Here is an 18,186-nt window from a genome sequence, read left to right as displayed (position 1 = left end):
CCGGGACCGGCTGCGGGTTCGTTGCGTTAGTCCCCAACCAAAATCAATCGAGGAAATTGCCTTTATGAAAACAACAACACTGTCGCTGCTGGCAGCCGCCACGGCGCTCTGCCTGCTCTCCACCCAGGCCGCCTTTGCACAAAAGAAGTATGATACCGGCGCCTCCGACACCGAGATCAAGATCGGCAATGTCGAGGCCTATAGCGGTCCTGCCTCCGCCTACGGCGTCATCGGCAAGACCGAAGAAGCCTATTTCAAGATGATCAACGACCAGGGCGGCATCAACGGCCGCAAGATCAACTGGATCTCCTATGACGACGGCTACTCGCCGCCGAAGACCGTGGAGCAGATCCGCAAGCTGATCGAGAGCGACGAGGTGTTCCTGGTGTTCAACGCGCTGGGCACGCCGACCCAGACCGCGGTACAGAAGTATCACAATGCCAAGAAGGTGCCGCAGCTCTTTCTCGCCACCGGCGCCAGCAAGTGGAACGATCCGAAGGATTTCCCGTGGACCATGGGTTTCCAGCCGAGCTATCGCGTCGAGGCGCGGATCTTCGGCAAGTACATCCTGAAGGCCAAGCCGGATGCCAAGGTCGCGATCTTCTATGCCAATGACGATTTCGGCAAGGACTACCTGGTCGGCTTGAAGGAGATCCTCGACAAGTCGAGCGTCAAGATCGTCGCCGAAGAGAGCTACGAGACCACCGAGCCGTCGATCGACTCCCACATCGTCAAGCTGAAGGACACCGGCGCCGACGTGTTCGTCAACATCTCGACGCCGAAATTCGCGGCGCAGGCGATCAAGAAGATCGCCGAGCTCAACTGGAAGCCGATGCAGGTGATGACCGACGTCTCGATCTCGATCGGCGCGGTCATGAAGCCTGCCGGGCTCGAGGCCTCGGAAGGCGTGCTGTCGGCGGGCTATCTGAAGGACGCGTCCGATCCGCAATGGAAGAATGACGAGGGCATGAAGAAGTTCATGGCCTTCGCCGAGAAGTACATGCCGGGCGCCAACCTCGCCGACGCCAATCTGGTCTATGGCTACGCCGCGGCACAGACCATGGTGCAGGTGCTGAAGCAGGCCGGCGACAACCTGACGCGTGAGAACGTGATGAAGCAGGCCGCCAGCCTGAAGGATTTTGCGCCCGACACGCTGATCCCCGGCATCAGGATCAACACCAGCGCGACCGACTTCGCGCCGGTCGAGCAGCTCAAGATGATGCAGTTCAAGAACGGACAGTGGGAGCTGTTCGGCGACATCATCAGCGCCGAGACCGGCGGCTAGCGCCAACCGCACGAACAGCTAGCACTGAGTATCGCGAAGCCGCCCATCCGGGCGGCTTCGTTGTTTTGCGGTCCTTCGCAGGTTGGGGCTTGCCGAGTTAATTCCGCCGGCGACCACTCTTTCACCGTCACGCTGAGGAGCGCGCCCTTGCGCGCGTCTCGAAGGGTCGACGGCCCGGCCGGTGGCCGTGCATCCTTCGAGGCTCGCCCAGCGGCGCAATTGCGCCGCAAGGCTCGCACCTCAGGATGACGGAGCTAACTCTGTTAGCCCGGCAAAAAGATCGCGAACGGCTCATCGATCGTCCGACGCAGATGCTCGCGATAGGCGGCGTAGTTCGCATCATCCGCCGACACCCGGCCGAGGCTGGGCTTGGGCACGTTCTTCACCGGCAGGAACGCGATCGGCGCGGCGACTGGCGTCAGCAGCGAGCCGCGGCCGGCGAGCAGCGTCGTGATGATGCCGTACATCTCGCCGGAATTGCGCGGGCGCGACACCGTGATCACGCGATGCTGGCCGTGCCGGTTGGTCACGAGATAGACGAAGCCGGATTCATTGGGCACCGCGACTTCGCCGTACTGCGTATAGTCGGCGTCCTGCCGCTCGCCTTCGCGGAAGCCGAGCGATGACGACGCCTCGTCCCAGGTGATCTCCGTCCGATAGGCGTAGAGTGCGCCCTGCTCGCCGAACGACGGCCGCACTGTGATGTAGGTGCCCTCGATCCGCGCCACCGCCCGGCGCGAATAAGATCCGAGGCTGTCGGGCGCGATCCCGCCAATGGCGGGTGCGGCCACCGTGATCGTCTCCGGCAGCTTGCGCAAGGACACGCCCAGCGCCTGCTCCAGCCGCACGGTGGTCGCCAGCGTGAACGGGCGGCGGCCGCCGAGCACCTTTTCCAGCGTCGAGAGGCTCAGCTTCGCCTGCTCGGCCAGCGCCTGCCGCGAGATTCGACGGCGCGCGATTTCCTCGCGGATGGTCTCTGCGACCTGCCGGCTCTGCTCGGCGGACAGCTGCTTGTCAGGCGTCGGCATCCAGATTCCTGCCCGGTTCCCCTTGATTCCGCGCAGTCTAGCAGACCGCACAACCCATCACAAAACCGCACAAACCCGCCTCCCGCGGCGGCGGGCCGTGCCGGACGGCGGCCAATCATTGCCGATCATTCTGCTCGCGCCAAAACCGCCGTTCTCCATGATCGCGAGGCAGCGAAAGCCTCGCTCGGGAGTGACGAAAATGACGATTTACGATGCATGTGAGAGCAGCCCGCAGATCCGCCTGTCGCGCAGGATGCGCATTGCGCTGTTCTTCCTGGTGGAAGGTGAGGCCGCGCTGGTGATCGGCTTTGCGGCCTTGTTCGTGAGCTTCGATCCGGTGTGGTCGGCCGAGCTGCCGCGACAGGCGGTGCTGCGGCCATCAGATGCGCGTTCCGGCTCGCTGCTGTTCAAGACCGACGATGGCTACCGGGATGCACTCAGGCTCGGCGTCGATGTCGACCTCACCGTGTCGGGCCCGACCGTCCGCGCCCGCGTCACGCAGATCTTCCGCAACCCGACCAAGGAGTGGGTGGAGGCGACCTATGTCTATCCGCTGCCGGCCGGTGGCGCGGTCGACACGCTGAAGATGGTGGTCGGTAACCGCGTCGTGGTCGGCGACATCAAGGAGCGGCAGCAGGCCCGCGCCATCTACGAGCAGGCCAAGCAGAATGGCCAGAAGGCCGCGCTCACCGAGCAGGAGCGGCCAAACATCTTCACCAATTCGGTCGCCAATATCGGCCCCGGCGAAACCGTGCTGGTGCAGATCGAGTATCAGGAGCCGGTGCAGCAGAACGGCAGCGAATTCTCGCTGCGGGTGCCGATGGTGGTCGGCCCGCGCTACAATCCGCGTCCGGTGGTGCAGAGCGTCGACCTTCGCGCCGACGGCAACGGCTGGGGCGCCACGTCAACCGATCCCGTGCCGGACCGCGACCGCATTGCGAGCGAAGTGCTCGATCCGGCGGAGAATGCGCCGGTCAATCCGACCAACATCACCGTGCGCCTCAACGCCGGCTTCCCGCTCGGCGAGGTGAAGAGCCATTTCCACCAGGTCAGGATCGAGAGTCCCGACAGCACCACGCGCATCGTCAAGCTCGCCGAAGGTCCGGTGCCGGCCGATCGTGATTTCGAGCTGACCTGGAAGCCGGCCGCCGAGAAGGCGCCGTCGGTCGGGCTATTCCGCGAGCATGTCGGCAATTCCGACTATCTGCTCGCCTTCGTTACCCCGCCGTCGGTCGAGCAGGCGCAACAGAAGCCGTTGCCGCGCGAAGTGATCTTCGTGATCGACAATTCCGGCTCGATGGGCGGCACCTCGATCATCCAAGCCAAGGCGAGCCTGACTTACGCGCTCGGTCGCCTGCAGCCGGCCGATCGCTTCAACGTGATCCGCTTCGACGACACCATGGACACGCTATTCCCGTCGCCGGTCGCCGGAAACAGCGCCAATATCGGCAATGCGACGGCGTTCGTCAGCGCGCTGCAGGCCCGCGGCGGCACCGAGATGGTGCCGGCGATGCGCGCGGCGCTCTCAGACACCAACCATGACGACGCCAATTACGTCCGCCAGGTCGTGTTCCTGACCGACGGCGCCGTCGGCAACGAGCAGCAATTGTTCGAGACCATCAGCGCGCTGCGCGGCCGCTCGCGCGTCTTCATGGTCGGCATCGGCTCGGCGCCGAACACCTATCTGATGACGCGCGCCGCCGAACTCGGCCGCGGCACCTTCACCCATATCGGCTCGGTCGAGCAGGTCGACGAGCGCATGCGCGGCCTGTTCGCCAAGCTGGAGAACCCGGCGGTGACGAACCTCTCGGCGAAATTTTCCGAGGCGACGGCCGACCTGACGCCGTCGGCGCTGCCCGACGTCTATCGCGACGAGCCGCTGGTGCTGGCCGCCAAGCTCGACAAGCTGGCCGGCTCGGTCGAGATCAAAGGCCGCATCGGCGACCGCCCGTGGAGCGTGACGCTGCCGCTCGCGAATGCCGCTGAAGGCAAGGGCCTGTCGAAACTGTGGGCGCGCCGCAAGATCGCCGATGCCGAGGTAGCGCGCACCACGCGGCAGCAGAGCCCCGAGGAAGCCGACAAGACCATCCTCGCGCTGGCGCTGGAGCATCAGCTCGTCACGCGGCTGACCAGCCTTGTCGCGGTCGACAAGACGCCGAGCCGTCCTGAAGGCGAGCCGCTGAAACTCTCCGAGTTGCCGCTCAACCTGCCCACCGGCTGGGATTTTGCGAAGCTGTTCGGCGAGCGTCCGAGTCTGCCGGCTGCACCGGGCGAGCGGCGCGCCGACGGTGGCGACGGCAAGGTGCAGCTCGCTGCGCTGAAGCGGTCATCGGTCGCGACGCAAGCTCCCGGCACGATCCAGCTGCCGAAGACCGCGACCGATGCGGAGCTGAAGATGATCGCGGGCGTGATCCTGCTCACGGTCAGCCTTCTCCTCTTGGTGTTCAACCGGCGTCAGACGTCGCCCCAATGACGTCGGATGAAAGGAGGAGGTGCCCCCCAACCTCCTCCTTCAAGAGCGCGCGCGGCCTTCCACCCGTCCCCCAAAGGGCCGCGCGCGCCACTCTTTTCCAACCCGCAATGTCATTCCGGGGCGATGCGCAGCATCGAACCCGGAATCTCGAGATTCCGGGTCTGGTCCTTCGGACCATCCCGGAATGACAGCAACAGGCGCAACAATGCCCCGCTTCATCCCATCCCTCGCCTTCGCCCTTATCGGCCTGATCCTGTTCGGCCAGGGCGCCTATATCCATGCCAAGGCGCTGCTCGCGCAGGTCCTGCTGGAACGCGCCTTCGCACAGAGCATCGCGACCGGCCAGCCGGTGAAGCCGTGGAGCTGGGCCGACACCTGGCCGGTGGCGCGGATCGAGGTGAAGCGCCTGCACGCTTCCGCGATTGCACTTGCCGGCAGCAGCGGCCAGGCGCTGGCGTTCGGCCCCGGCCATGTCGAACAGACCGTCGATGCCGGCGAGCGGGGCGTGGCGGTCTATTCCGCACACCGCGACACGCATTTTCGCTTTCTCAGGGATGTCACAATCGGTGACGAGATCGACGTCACGCGAAGCGACGGCAAGATGTTTCGCTATCGGGCCGATCGCAGTTCGGTGGTCCGCTTCGATCAATCGGGGGTCGATCCGCTCACCGACCGACGTGAACTGGTGCTATCGACCTGCTGGCCGTTCGATGCGCTGACATCGGGGCCCGAGCGTTATCTGTTGCACGCGACTTTGGTCGAAGCGGATTCGCGCCCGCGCGAATCGGGTTCCTGATACGCAATCAATTTTGCGCCTGCCGGGATATTGCGCGCGGTGCCCTGACCTGCGCCAGCATGAGTTGCTACCCCCTTTCCCTCGCCATAAAAACAATGAAAAATCGCGCGCCTCACGGTGATCCGCCGTGGCCACAGGAAACAAAGACAACAAGGATAAGGGCAGGCTCCATGGAAGCTTTCGCAAGCACCGCGTCTCATGTGTCCCACAAATGGGCGCCGCCCGCTGACGCCAGCGATATCGTCAAGAGCATCCACGCGATGCTGCATCCGCGCAACATCGTGCTGGTCGGCGCCACCGACAAGCCCGGCAATTACGCCGAACGGATATGGAACAATCTGGTCAAATACGGCTACGCCGGCGGCCTCTATCCGATCAACGCCAAGCGCGAAGCGATCTGGGGCGTCACCTGCTACAAGGACTTCGCCAGCCTTCCCGAAAAACCCGACCATGTGCTGGTGCTGGTGCCGGCCCGTTTTGCGGTACAGGTGATCCGCGATGCGGCCGCGGCCGGCGCGCGCTCGGCGACCATCGTCACCTCCGGCTTCAGCGAGTTGCAGGATGAAGAGAGCCAGCGGCTCGCGGTCGAGCTGAAGCAGGCGATCAAGGAGACCGGGCTTGCCGTCACCGGCCCGAATTGCCTCGGCAATCTCAGCGCCGGCGAGAACCTGTTCACCAATATCGACGACCGCATCGTCACCATGGAGCAGGGTGCGGTGGCGATCGCCGGCCAGTCCGGCGCGATCGTGATGGCGATCCGCCAGGCGCTGGAGGATCGCGGCGTCGGTGTAGGGTACATGGTCACCACCGGCAACGAATCCGGCCTAGAGACCCCGGACCTGATGAGCTATTTCGCCGCCGATCCGAGCATCCGCGTCATCGTGGTCTATCTCGAAGGCGTCAGGAACACAAAAGTGTTCCGCGATGCCTGCAAGGCCGCGCGCGCCGCCGGCAAGCCGGTGATCGCGCTCAAGCTCGGCGCCTCCGAAGGCGGCCGCGCCGCTGCGATGGCGCATACCGGTGCGCTCGCCGGCTCGATCGAGACCTTCGATGCGATCTCGACCCGCGAAGGCGTGATCCGGGTGCGCGGACTGGATGAATTGATCGAGACCACCGAGTGCTTCGTCCATGCCGATCCGCCGAAGGGCAATCGCCTCGCGGCGGTGTCGCTGTCGGGCGGCAAGCGCGGGCTTTTGATCGACGCGTTCTATTCCGCCGGGCTGAATTTTGCGCCGCTGAGCCCGAACGCCTCGGAGCAGCTGGCAAAAATGCTCGGCCCCGGCAGCATCGTCGGCAACCCGCTCGACGCCGGCTTTGCCGCGGTGGTCGATCCCTCCGTCTACATGAAGTCGATCAAGATCATGATCGACGATCCCGACACCGATATCGTCATCATCGATGCCGAGCTGCCGAAGGCGCCGCACGAGCTGCGCGAGCGCAATTTGCGCATCGTCAACGAGATGGCGGGCCAGGCCAACAAGCCCGTGATCTATATCAGCGCGATGTCGATCGGCTTCACCGAATTCACCAAGGGGCTGCGCAAGTCGCGTGCCCGATATCGCGGTCATGCAGGGCCTCGACCGCGCGGTCGGCGCGATCAAGTCGCTGATCGAATATGCCGGCCTGCGCAAGGAAGTACCCGATATCGCGTCGAGCTCGAAGGCATCGGCGCGCGCGGTGCTGGAGAAGACGCTGAAGGCCGCCAACGGCGCCGCCGCGCTCGACGAGGTCGCCTCGAAGAAGCTGCTCAAGGCCTACGGCATCCCGGTCTCAAAGGAAGAGGTCGCGCAGACCGCGGCTGAGGCCGTGAAGATCGCCAGGAAAATCGGCTTCCCGGTGGTCGCCAAGGTGGTCAGCCCCGACATCCTGCACAAATCCGATATCGGCGGCGTGGTGCTGAACCTTGCCAGTGCGGCCGAGGTGAAGAAAGCGTTCAACGACATCACCGCGCGGGTGAAGAAGCTGAAGGGCAAGCCGAAGCTCGAGGGCATCCTGATCGCACAGCAGGTCAAGGCCGACCTCGAGCTCGTGGTCGGTGCCTCGCTCGACGCCGAGATGGGCCCCGTCGTGCTGTTCGGCACCGGCGGCGTCGATATCGAGCTGATGAAGGACGTCGCCCTCGCCGGCGCGCCGCTCGACGCCGCCGAGGCGAAGGAGCTGATCGCCAGGACCAAGGCCGGGGTCAAGATGAAGGGCTACCGCGGCAAGCCCGCGCTGCACGAGCCGTCGGCGGTGAAGGCGCTGGTCGGTCTTTCCAACCTGATGGCAGACGCCAATGGCCGCATTGCCTCGATCGACGTCAACCCGTTCCTGATCAACAGCAAGCTCGGCGTCGCCGTCGACGGCCTGATCGTGCTGAACAACGCCGCCGCGAACAAGGCCGCGGGGCATTAGGTTCGGCGCACGCTCGCAGTTCCGTCATCCTGAGGTGCGAGCGGAGCGAGCCTCGAAGGATGAATCGGCCCGGCTGGTGGCCGTGCATCCTTCGAGACGCCGCTTCGCGGCTCCTCCAGCGACAAAGGCGAAGCCTTTGCGCGGGGATGACGGAACTCTGAGCGCGTCAGCGGTTCGACCGCCATCGCGCTAAAAGCTCGCACCCCACGGCCGCGCGGTCTGCATCACCCAGTCGCGATAGAGTGTCAGCGGCGTCACGCCGGTGATGCCGCCGCAGCCGGCGGCGCCGTTCGGCCCCGTCGACCAACTCACCACGCCGACGATTGCGGGGCCGCCCTGCTTGTCTTCGAACACCGGCGCGCCGGAATCGCCGGTGCAGGCCCCGAGCCCTTCGCGCACGCCCTGCCCGACCGGATCGACGAGACGGATCTGCAACGTGCCGGGCTTGCCGCTCGCGATCAGGCCGGCGACGCGGGTGGCGCCGCCGCTTTTGCCGTCACCGCGCACGGTGACGCCGACGCCCGCGATGGTGAAGCGGCCGCCGACCTGGATCGGAATGTTTGGCATGCCGAGCGCGGCCGGCGCCTTGCCTGCGGCCGGCGCCGCAAGCTGCAGCAGCGCGACATCGGCGGTCGCAACATGACTGGTCATCGCCTGCATCCGAAAGCCGGGATGGATCGCAACCGTCCTGACATCCTGCAGCGTCGGCTGCCTGTCCGCGCCATATTCGACGATCTTGTAATCGGCGCCGGGCTGCACGCAATGCGCCGCGGTCAGCACGACCTTCGGGGCGATCAGCGCACCGGTGCAGAAATTGCCGCGCGAGCCGACGATGGTGACGACGGAGCGCGCAACGCCATCCGTCGACGGCGCGCCGCCGCCGACGATGGCCAGCGCCGGCGTCGCCACCAACAGGGTCAGAAAAGCTGTCGCTCGAATCACGCTCGTCATGAAACCCCGTCGGTCTGCTGCTGAATCGAGCCTATCCGAGGCGCGGCATTGCGTCGCTCGCACCGGGCTCTGGAGAACACGCAATATTGTACAGAGCATCCAGACCTGCGCGCGTCAATTGTCTAAATATCTACGCGTCGATCTCTACGACGTTGAAGTCGCCGCCGGAATCCTGCAGCGCCATTGCGTTCACGCGCCACACATCGCCGTCTTGTCGCCATACGCACACATCGAATCGCGCGTCCGGCGCGCGGGTGACGTTCGAATGTGAACTGCGTCTCTTGATTGCCCGCATCAGCGCCGTAATTTCGATCCGGCAATCATACAACCTCCGGCAGCATATCGCATACTTACCTTTATGACTTTTCTGGATGCCGGCGCCGTAGATCTCAACACGGCGCTCCATCCGTCATTTCGTTGAGTTAGAGGATAATGATGAGGATAGCGGTCGTCACGCCGATCAGGCTGTTCAGCGAGGGGCTTACCTCGAGTTTCCAGAACCACGCCGAGTTTGCGATTGCGGCGGCGGTGTCCGATCTCGCCGGCCTGCGCGAGACCCTCGAGACCGACAGTGTGAATGTCATTCTGATCGACGTCACACAGGGCATCGATCTCGACGAAGTGCGTGCGATTGCGAGCGACCATGCGGATGTCGCACTGGTGGCGCTCGGCCTCAACGAGGACCGGCGCGACGTGGTCCGCTGCGGCCGGGCCGGATTCAGCGGCTACATTTCCCGGAACGCCAGCTTCGATGAGCTCTGCCGGGCGCTGTCGGATGTGGCATCGGGGCGGCTCGCCTGCAGCGCCGAGATTTCCGGCGGCCTGCTGCGCGCGCTGTTCTGCATGGAACGTCAAGCGGATACGATCGACGCGGACCAGGGGCTGACGCGCCGCGAAAGCGAGGTTCTCAAGCTGATCGGACACGGCCTGTCGAACAAGGAGATCGCGCGCGATCTCAATCTCAGTCTTGCGACGGTCAAGCACCACGTCCATCACGTGCTGCAGAAGCTCGGCCTGCCGCGCCGGGCGCAGGCGATGCGACGGGTGCGCGAAGCACCGTGGATCGCATCATCGGCAGCGATCCCCGATCGGGCCCGCGAGCTCGACTGACACCGACATCCTGAATTCCGTGTTCGCCCGACGCGCGGGTCGCGTTCGCGCACCGGCGCGCAGATGCAAGCGCATGTCTGCCCTGGCACGCACAATGGTGCGGTGAGATCGGTCTCGACTAAACCCTTCGATCGATCGTTCGAGAGGCAGGATCGATCTCATCGACCGATCGATCCGTATCGCCGGCTCGATCCTTTCTGATCCACCGCGGTGAATAGGCCTTTCGCGTCACAGCTGCCACAACTGCACCAACGCAACGACATGTGGTTCGCTGCGTGAGAGCAAATTGTCGCGGAAGACGGATCGGCTGCACGGATTTGCGGCTGATCAGTCGGGATTGATTTCATGAATCCAGTTGCCGATATCGCTGGTCTGGCTGCCTTATGGCAGAGAACGTCGGGCGGCGACCCCGCGGTCAAGATCGCGATCATCGACGGCCCCGTCGATTTTAATCATCCTTCGCTCAGGCAAGCCCGCGTCGCCAGGGGCGGCGAGTTCGTCGCACCGGCTTCGCCGATGATCCAGTCCGAGCACGGCACGCATGTCACGAGCGTGCTGATGGGTACGCCCGGCAGCCCGGTGCTCGGCGTCGCGCCGAATTGCAGCGCGACCGTGTTCTCGATCTATCGCGAGAATGTCGCCGGGCAGATCGAGCCGTCGTCGCAAAGCACCCTGGCGCTCGCGATCAACCAGGCGCTCGCCGCCGGCGCCGACGTCATCAATATCAGCAGCGGCCAGCAATCCGCGACCGGCCAAGCCGACCGCATTCTGGTCGACGCGGTCCGCGCTTGCGAACGCGCCGGCAAGCTGATCGTCGCCGCCGCCGGCAATGACGGATGCCGCTGCGTCCAGGTGCCGGGCAGCCTCGCTTCGGTGCTTGCGGTCGGCGCGTGCGATCCGGCCGGCAATCCGCTGCCCTTCAGCAATTTCGGCGACGCCTATCTCGAGAACGGCATCCTCGCGCCGGGCGAAAACATCGCCGGCGCCTCGCCGGTCCGCAATATCAGCCTGCGCTCCGGAACGAGTTTCGCGGCGCCGATCGTCAGCGGCGTCGTCGCCCTGCTGCTCTCATGCCTGCGCCAGACCGGACGCAAGGCCGATCCGCAAGCCGTCCGTGCCGCGCTGCTCGAAAGCGCGGTGCCCTGCCGCAGCGACGGCAGCGCCTCGCGCTGCCTCGCCGGACGGCTCGATATTCCCGCGGCTGTCGCCGCCCTGCTTGGCGAGCAGGCGGACGCCGTCATGCCGTCGGGTGCCACGGCCGCGACTCCCCGTTTCCGGGGAGTGTCCGCGCGCCCTTTCGTCCAACCGTCATCCGCCGCTCAGCCAACTGCAACCAGAGAGGGTTCCATGGGAGATCTATCAGCAATGTCTGCACCATCGGCTCCGCGCATATTCGGGCCGGACGGCTCGGTCCTGCGCAGCAGCGCCGGGATCATGCCAAGCGAAGCGCAGCCTGCTGCGCCCGCAGCGCCTGCGGCCATCGCCGCGGCCGTTGATCACGGCGTCGCCGTCGCGCCGATCGCAGCGCCGGCGCCGTATCCGTATCACGCCCCCCACGCGGGCGGCGACATGGTCTGGATGCCGACGCCGGCGCCGCAGATGGTCATGCCGCCGATGATGATGCCGCAGATGGCGATGCCGGCGGCCGGCATGATGCCGCAGGCCTGGCTGCAGCCGCAGCAGCTGCCTGCGCTGATGCCGAGCAACGCGCTTCCCGTCGCGATGCCGCAGGCGCTGCCGATGTACGAAGCCCCCGCGGTTCGTACCAGCGAGAAGAGCTGCGGCTGTGGCGGCGGCATGCGTCCGCAGGGCGCCGCGGCGGAATCCACCGGACAGCTCGCGTTCCCGATCGGCCGGCTGTTCTACGATTTCGGCAAGGAGGCCCGCCTCGACTACTTCGTGCAGGCCATCGCCAATTGGCGCGACAGCCTGATCGGACGCGGCGATCCGGCGTTCGGACCGGAGCGCGACCGCTCCGGCGATACCTCGGCGCCGTACAATCCGGCGATCATGGCGCGCTATCTGTTGAACCAGGCCGAAGGCGAAAGCGCGACGCCGAGCGGCTCGGGCAACAACTTCCCGGATGCCGATGCCATCATCTGGACGATGACGATCGACTCGATCCCGATCTATGCGGTCAAGCCGCTCGATGTGTTCGGTCTCGGATTCTTCGCCGCGCTGATCCTGGCGCTCTGGCATCAGGAGGTCTCGCATGACGATCCATCGAACACCCGAACCGTGGTACCGGCAGCGCGCGGCGGCGACGATACGCCACCGACCACGCCCCCGGCTTTCCCGCCGCGCGGCGGTGTTGCGCGGATTTCGATGGCCGGCTGGGTCGACAGCGCCAACACGACCAAGCTCCTGAACGGGACCGTCGTGCCGACGCTGGTGACCGACTGGCGCGGCTTCTACCAGTGGGATCTCTACACGCTCTTCGGACCCGATCCCGACACCTGGCCGGCCGGCGCGGAAGGCTTCCTCGAACGGATCTACAACGAGTTCCGCAATGTCGGCCTCTCGCCGCAGGATCGCGCGCTGAACTATTCCGCGATGAATGCCTACAACACGCGGAAGATCTTCACCGACGTCGCCAAGAAGGGCTTGCGGCTCGACACCGTCGAGGTCGACCAGAGCATCATCTGCCGCCCGGACTCGGTTTGTCACGACGTGACTTACCGCTTCTTCAATCCGACCCAGGTCCTGACCCAGGCGCGCGAAGTCTATCAGTACACGATCGACGTGAGCGACGTGGTGCCGGTGGCGGTCGGACCGCTGCGGCAGTGGCAGGTCTATTGACGCGATTGCTCCTCTGCGTCCGGAGGAGATCAGAACGTGGCGCGAATGCGTCACGTGGTCCGGGGGATCGACGCGATGAGCGATCCCCCGGGCGACGTCCAGCGACGGCTGCCCCGGTCGGTGCCCACCTCCCGTAGTTGCCGTCAATTCAAACCGAAAGAAGGAGCTGAACATGTACGCAAGGAACGACTTTGAGACCTTCGGCAGCGTGCGTAGCCCGATCCAGTGTGAGGGCATCGAGCGCGGTCCGAAGCGGATTGCCGACGTGGCGACCAACGGGTCGGTCAACCCGCAGGGCTGGGGAGAAATCCTCGGCGGCGTCGCGCAGGCGCTGCCGGGTGTCCTCGGCGCCTTCGGCATCTGATCGCCAAACTCGGGGCCCGGCGCTGTCGGGCCCCACCCCATCTTCGAGGAGGCCGACATGATGCAGAAATCCACCGCCAGGAGCCCGCAGCAACAACAGCAGAATGGTCGCCGGATCGAGCCATCCGGCAAGATCGTCGTGTCGTCAGTCGTGAGCCACGCCTCGCTGATCGCTGCGATCAGCGACCGCAACCCGATCATCGCCAAACGCACCACATCCGACGAAGACAAATCCTGACGTCGTCGTCATCACCGAACCTATGGAGCCGATGCCATGGCAAAACCGCCCCGCAAATCCGGATCCGACAGCGCCGCCTCGCCGCCGCCGGCGGAAGCACCTTCCGCAGCGTCACGCATGGCCCAGGCGCGGCGCCCGATGGAGGCCGCTGTTGTCGCCCGTCCGAAGATCGCCACCACCCCCACTCCGCCGACAACGCCGACCTATCTGGCGCCGCCGCAGGGCCCCGGGGCTCCGCAGCAGATGCGCCATGATGGCTCACCGCATTCGGAGGAGCGGCTCAACACCGCGATGAAGATCCTGCTCGATCCCACGGCGCGCGCGCTGCCGAGCAAGGTCTATTCCGGACAGGCGCGAAACTGGACCCGCAGACCGTAATCGGCGTTGCGCGCCGAGCAGGCCGCGATCCGCAACCACGCACGCAACGGCCCGCCCCGATCCGGCGGCGGGGCCGTTGCCGTTCGCCGGAGAGAAACATGAACGAGAACGGCAATCCCCCTCGCGTCAATCTGCGCCGCGCCGCCTTCACATGTGTTGGCCTCGGCACATTCCTGTTTCTCGCGGCCGGCACGCTGCGATGGGCCGGCGCCTGGGTGTTCCTGCTCGAGATCACGATCGGCGGGCTGATCACCGAGGCCTGGCTCGCCCGACACGATCCGGGGTTGCTGGCGGAGCGGCGCACCGCACGCGGCCAGGCCGGATGGGACCGCATCATCACGACGATCATGCCGCTGCTGTGGCTGACATGGCTGCCGCTGATGGCGCTCGACGCAGTCCGCTACCAGACATCGCTCGTGCCCTTCTGGTTGCAATGCGCCGGCGCCGTGATGATCGCGGCATCGTTCTACATCGTCTACCGGACCTACCGGGAAAACAGCTACGCCGCGCCGGTCGTGAAGATCCAGCGCGCGCGCGGGCATGCGGCGGTGACCACCGGACCCTACGCCTATGTGCGGCATCCGATCTATGCCAGCGGACTTCTAACCTATGTCGGCACGCCGCTGCTGCTGGGATCCTGGTATGGCCTTGCCATCGTGCCTGTGATGGCGGCGCTGCTCGGCCTGCGGTCGCTGATGGAGGAGCGGATGCTGACCGCCGAGCTCGACGGCTATGCCGAATATCTCGCACGGGTGCGCTATCGCCTGGTGCCGATGGTCTGGTGAGCTGGTTCCGCGTGGCGGATTTTGCCGCGAACTGGCGGCTTGCCTGATCGGCGGCAATTCCAATAAAGAAGGCTGGACGCGCGTTTCCCTGTTGTCCTGCAATCGGCCGGACGATCCGAGGCGAAGCCGCCGCTTTGCAACGGGCAGGACTTTGATGATCGAGACTTTGATGATCGAGGCAGTGATCTGGGATTTCGGCGGCGTCTTGACCACCTCGCCGTTCGAGGCATTCGCGCGCTATGAGACCGAGCGCGGCCTGCCGATCGACATCATCCGCCGCACCAACGCCGCCAATCATCTCGAGAACGCCTGGGCCAAGTTCGAGCGCGCCGAGATCGATATCGAGGCGTTCGACGCGCTGTTCGCCATGGAATCGAAGGCGCTCGGCGCCGAGGTGCGCGGCAAGGACGTGCTGCCGCTGCTCTCCGGCGACCTGCGCCCCGAGATGGTCGAGGCGCTGAAGCGCATCAAGGCGGCATTCAAGACCGGATGCATCACCAACAATCTGCCGGCGAACGCGATCGGCAGCCGCAGCGGACGCACGCTCTATGTCGCCGAGGTGATGACACTGTTCGACCACGTCATCGAGTCCGCGAAGATCGGCCTGCGCAAGCCCGACCCGCGGATTTACCAGATGATGGTGGAGACGCTGCAGGTGAACCCGAAGAACTGCGTCTATCTCGACGATCTCGGCGTCAATTTGAAGCCGGCGCGCGAGATGGGCATGACCACGATCAAGGTCGCGAACGCCGCGCAGGCGATCGGCGAGCTTGAAGCCGCGACCGGCCTCACGCTGAGGTGAGGCGGTTTCGCAGCCGGCACGACCAGATGCAGCTCTGCATGGCGCATGCGCATCTGGACTGCCTGAAGTAGGCGATCGACCAGAAGATCGTTGGCCCGCAGCGCAAGGAATACGTGAGGAGCTGCGCGGGCTGACGGTAGCCGGTCTACGAGATTCTTCCCCTTCCCCCTGAAAGGGGGAAGGTCGGGATGGGGGTCAGCCGCAGACGCCGGTGTTGATGGAGAGAGTAGATCCCCACCCGCTTTGCTCTGGCGAGCAAAGCGACCTCCCCTTTTCAAGGGGAGGTTCGAACTACACGCTAACGACCGTATTGCGCTCGGCGGAAATACCCCGGAACCCTTGCGCTAACGCCATGCCTTTGCGGGCCAAACGAGCCTTGTGCTTTGTCCGCAACGGGCGCAGAACAGGTCCGAGTTCAAGGCAAATTCGGAGCTGATCCTCGTGGCTGACACCAGGCCCACCGCCTCGATCGAGGCCGTGGAAAGCGGCCTCGCCGCGCAAGGCTATATTGCGAGCCGGCAGATCGCGACCGCGGTCTTTCTCTCGCAGCAGATCGAGAAGCCGATCCTGGTCGAGGGCCCTGCCGGCGTCGGCAAGACCGAGCTGGCGAAGGCGATCGCCGCATGGCGCGGCATGAAGATGATCCGCCTGCAATGCTATGAGGGCCTCGACGAGGCCAAGGCGCTGTATGAGTGGAAATACGCCAAGCAGCTGCTCTACACCCAGATCCTGAAGGACAAGCTCGGCGAGGTGCTCGGCGGCGCGCAGTCGCTGGCGGCTGCGCTCGACCAGCTCCACACCTTCGGCGACGTGTTCTTCTCCAAGGAATTCGTCGAGCCGCGGCCGCTGCTGCAGGCGCTGGAGCAACCGGCCGGCTGCGTGCTGCTGATCGACGAGATCGACAAGTCGGACGCCGAATTCGAATCGCTGCTGCTGGAAATCCTCTCGGACTTCCAGGTCACGATCCCCGAGCTCGGTACCGTCTCCGCAGTGGCGCCGCCGACCGTGATCCTGACCTCGAACAGCGAGCGCGATCTCGGCGATGCCTTGAAGCGGCGCTGCCTGCACCTGCATATCGGCTTCCCCGAGCAGAAGCTGGAGGAGCGCATCGTCGAGAGCCGGGTGCCCGGCATCTCGCAGACCCTGCGCAAGCAGATGGTCGGTTTCATCCACGAGATCCGCTCGCTCGACCTGAAGAAGCTGCCCTCGGTCAGCGAGGCGATCGACTGGGCGCGCGTGCTGGTGCTCTTGCAGGCCAGCGAGCTCGACCACGAGATCGTCAAGGACACGCTCAACGTGCTCCTGAAATACGAGGCCGATATCGAGGCCGCGACGCCGCAGATTTCGTCCTTCATCGCCAAGGCGTCGCGCCAGGGCGTGTTCAGCTAGACCAAGATGCGCGAGAACCTGCATCGCTTCTTTCGTGCGGCGCGGGGGGCCGGGGTCCGGGTCTCGCCCGCCGAAAGCATCGATGCGATGCGGGCGGTCGCCCAGGTCGGCTTTGCCGATCGCGACATCCTGCGCGACACCTTCCTGCTGACGCTGGCCAAGACGCAGGACGAGAAGCGCGCGCTCGGCGAATGCTTCGACCTGTTCTTCAGCCAGCCCGAGCCGCAGCAGGAGAACGCCGAGCAGAGCAAGACCGACGACGGCAGCGAATCCGGCGCCAACCCGTCGGCCGACGAGCATGGCGATGCGTCGGGCGGCGCCGCCAGCGAGAATGTCGGGCCACTGGCGCAGATGCTGCTGTCGCAGGATCGCTCCGCGATATCGAGCGCGATCGCCAACGCCTCCGGCGCCGCCTCGCTGCCCGATATCCGCTACTTCACCCAGCGCGGCATCTTCCAGACCCGCATCCTCGATGCGATGGGGATCCAGCGCCTGCGCGACGACATCGACGACCTGACCACGCGCAATCCCGCGCTCGCCGAACGGCTGCAGGAGGCGCTCAACGGCCTGCGCGGCACCGTTCGCGATGCAGTCTCGCAGGCCCTGCTGCTGTACGGGCGCGAGGAAGCGGAGAATTTGCGCAACGAGATCCTGCGCAACGCGCCGCTGGCGCGGATCGAGCCGCGGCAGGTCGAGCAGATGCGTACGCTGATCCGCCAGATCGCGCGCCGGTTGCGCGAGCGCTACTCCAAGCCGCGCAAGCGCCAGCGCCGCGGTCATCTCGACGTCCGCCGCACGCTGCGCCGGAACGCGGCCTGGGGCGGCGTCCCCTTCCTCACCGCGTGGAAGCGCAAGCATCGCGACCGCCCGAAGATCGTCGCGCTGTGCGACGTCTCGGGCTCGGTCGCCCGCGTCTCGGACTTCTTCCTGCTCCTGATCCACAGCCTGCACGAGGTGGTGGACGACGTCCGCTCATTCGCCTTCTCGGGCCACCTGATCGAGGTCAGCGACATCCTGGAATCGAACTCGCCGGAAGAGGCGATGAAGGAGATCATGTCCAAGGTCGGCTTCGGCTCGTCCGACTATGGCAATTCCTTCGCCGATTTCGAGGACAATTGGATGAGCGCGATCACGCCACAGACCACGGTGATCGTGCTCGGCGACGCCCGCAGCAACAATCTCGATCCGCGCGCCGACATCCTGCGCCGCATCGGCGAACGCTCCAAACGGCTGGTCTGGCTCAACCCCGAGGGCCGCATGGTCTGGGGTTTTGGCGATTCCGAGATGCCGCGCTACGCGACCTTCTGCAGCGTGGTGCGCCAATGCGCGACCGCGCAGCAACTCGAGCGCGCCGTGTCGGATATCGTCGCGACGTATCAGTAGGCCGCCGGCCGC

Annotated in this window: 15 protein-coding genes and 1 pseudogene; 13 read left to right on the top strand and 3 right to left on the bottom strand. The window is 65.4% G+C overall.

Annotation, left to right across the window (positions count from 1 at the left end):
* The first annotated feature begins 64 nt into the window (after nucleotides 1-64).
* On the top strand, nucleotides 65-1,285 hold the full coding sequence (locus ACVWYP_RS07620) for an ABC transporter substrate-binding protein (protein WP_028341508.1): 1,221 nt from the start codon (nucleotides 65-67) through the stop codon (nucleotides 1,283-1,285).
* 263 nt (nucleotides 1,286-1,548) lie between these two features.
* On the opposite strand, the gene ACVWYP_RS07615 is transcribed toward ACVWYP_RS07620, so the two are convergent.
* Entirely contained in the window at nucleotides 1,549-2,313 is a 765-nt protein-coding gene (locus ACVWYP_RS07615; protein WP_304498277.1) for a helix-turn-helix domain-containing protein, read from the bottom strand.
* A 253-nt stretch (nucleotides 2,314-2,566) separates the two neighbouring features.
* On the opposite strand from ACVWYP_RS07615, the gene ACVWYP_RS07610 reads away from it, so the two are divergent.
* From ACVWYP_RS07610 to ACVWYP_RS07600, 3 genes and pseudogenes are all read left to right on the top strand, one after another.
* Nucleotides 2,567-4,786, top strand: coding sequence for a marine proteobacterial sortase target protein (locus ACVWYP_RS07610; RefSeq protein ID WP_456684301.1), 2,220 nt, complete (start codon nucleotides 2,567-2,569; stop codon nucleotides 4,784-4,786).
* Between the two features lie 205 nt (nucleotides 4,787-4,991).
* Nucleotides 4,992-5,582, top strand: coding sequence for a class GN sortase (locus ACVWYP_RS07605; RefSeq protein WP_304498275.1), 591 nt, complete (start codon nucleotides 4,992-4,994; stop codon nucleotides 5,580-5,582).
* 170 nt (nucleotides 5,583-5,752) lie between these two features.
* Nucleotides 5,753-7,976, top strand: a pseudogene (locus ACVWYP_RS07600) (acetate--CoA ligase family protein).
* 189 nt (nucleotides 7,977-8,165) lie between these two features.
* Here ACVWYP_RS07600 and ACVWYP_RS07595 read toward each other — a convergent pair.
* Complete coding sequence (locus ACVWYP_RS07595) at nucleotides 8,166-8,927, bottom strand: S1 family peptidase (RefSeq protein ID WP_304498273.1); 762 nt, start codon at nucleotides 8,925-8,927, stop codon at nucleotides 8,166-8,168.
* Nucleotides 8,928-9,057: 130 nt separating this feature from the next.
* The gene (locus ACVWYP_RS07590) at nucleotides 9,058-9,333 is read right to left on the bottom strand and encodes a hypothetical protein (protein ID WP_155258555.1); all 276 of its coding nucleotides are present in this window, start codon (nucleotides 9,331-9,333) and stop codon (nucleotides 9,058-9,060) included.
* A gap of 26 nt (nucleotides 9,334-9,359) precedes the next feature.
* Between ACVWYP_RS07590 and ACVWYP_RS07585 the strand changes: the two genes are divergently transcribed.
* The 9 genes from ACVWYP_RS07585 to ACVWYP_RS07545 all read left to right on the top strand — a co-directional run bounded on the left by ACVWYP_RS07585 (nucleotide 9,360) and on the right by ACVWYP_RS07545 (nucleotide 18,174).
* Nucleotides 9,360-10,037 carry a LuxR C-terminal-related transcriptional regulator gene (locus ACVWYP_RS07585; RefSeq protein WP_245288750.1) on the top strand — a complete coding sequence of 226 codons (678 nt, stop codon included), beginning with the start codon at nucleotides 9,360-9,362 and terminating at the stop codon, nucleotides 10,035-10,037.
* Nucleotides 10,038-10,382: 345 nt separating this feature from the next.
* The gene (locus ACVWYP_RS07580; RefSeq protein WP_304498272.1) at nucleotides 10,383-12,836 is read left to right on the top strand and encodes a S8 family serine peptidase; all 2,454 of its coding nucleotides are present in this window, start codon (nucleotides 10,383-10,385) and stop codon (nucleotides 12,834-12,836) included.
* Nucleotides 12,837-13,008: 172 nt separating this feature from the next.
* On the top strand, nucleotides 13,009-13,200 hold the full coding sequence (locus ACVWYP_RS07575) for a hypothetical protein (protein ID WP_016842276.1): 192 nt from the start codon (nucleotides 13,009-13,011) through the stop codon (nucleotides 13,198-13,200).
* Between the two features lie 57 nt (nucleotides 13,201-13,257).
* The gene (locus ACVWYP_RS07570) at nucleotides 13,258-13,437 is read left to right on the top strand and encodes a hypothetical protein (protein ID WP_016842277.1); all 180 of its coding nucleotides are present in this window, start codon (nucleotides 13,258-13,260) and stop codon (nucleotides 13,435-13,437) included.
* A 36-nt stretch (nucleotides 13,438-13,473) separates the two neighbouring features.
* Nucleotides 13,474-13,815 carry a hypothetical protein gene (locus tag ACVWYP_RS07565; protein ID WP_304498271.1) on the top strand — a complete coding sequence of 114 codons (342 nt, stop codon included), beginning with the start codon at nucleotides 13,474-13,476 and terminating at the stop codon, nucleotides 13,813-13,815.
* A 98-nt stretch (nucleotides 13,816-13,913) separates the two neighbouring features.
* The gene (locus tag ACVWYP_RS07560) at nucleotides 13,914-14,600 is read left to right on the top strand and encodes a methyltransferase family protein (protein ID WP_304498270.1); all 687 of its coding nucleotides are present in this window, start codon (nucleotides 13,914-13,916) and stop codon (nucleotides 14,598-14,600) included.
* A 169-nt stretch (nucleotides 14,601-14,769) separates the two neighbouring features.
* Nucleotides 14,770-15,402 (top strand): HAD-IA family hydrolase, encoded by a 633-nt coding sequence (locus ACVWYP_RS07555; RefSeq protein ID WP_304500455.1) that lies wholly within the window; start codon nucleotides 14,770-14,772, stop codon nucleotides 15,400-15,402.
* Between the two features lie 441 nt (nucleotides 15,403-15,843).
* Nucleotides 15,844-16,791, top strand: a complete 948-nt coding sequence (locus ACVWYP_RS07550) for an AAA family ATPase (RefSeq protein ID WP_304498269.1) — start codon at nucleotides 15,844-15,846, stop codon at nucleotides 16,789-16,791.
* A gap of 6 nt (nucleotides 16,792-16,797) precedes the next feature.
* Entirely contained in the window at nucleotides 16,798-18,174 is a 1,377-nt protein-coding gene (locus ACVWYP_RS07545; RefSeq protein WP_304498268.1) for a vWA domain-containing protein, read from the top strand.
* Nucleotides 18,175-18,186: the final 12 nt, after the last annotated feature.

The sequence above is a fragment of the Bradyrhizobium sp. USDA 3262 genome, from assembly GCF_054060035.1.
The sequence above is the reverse complement of the archived record's forward strand: the minus strand, read 5'-3'. Positions and strand labels throughout refer to the sequence as shown.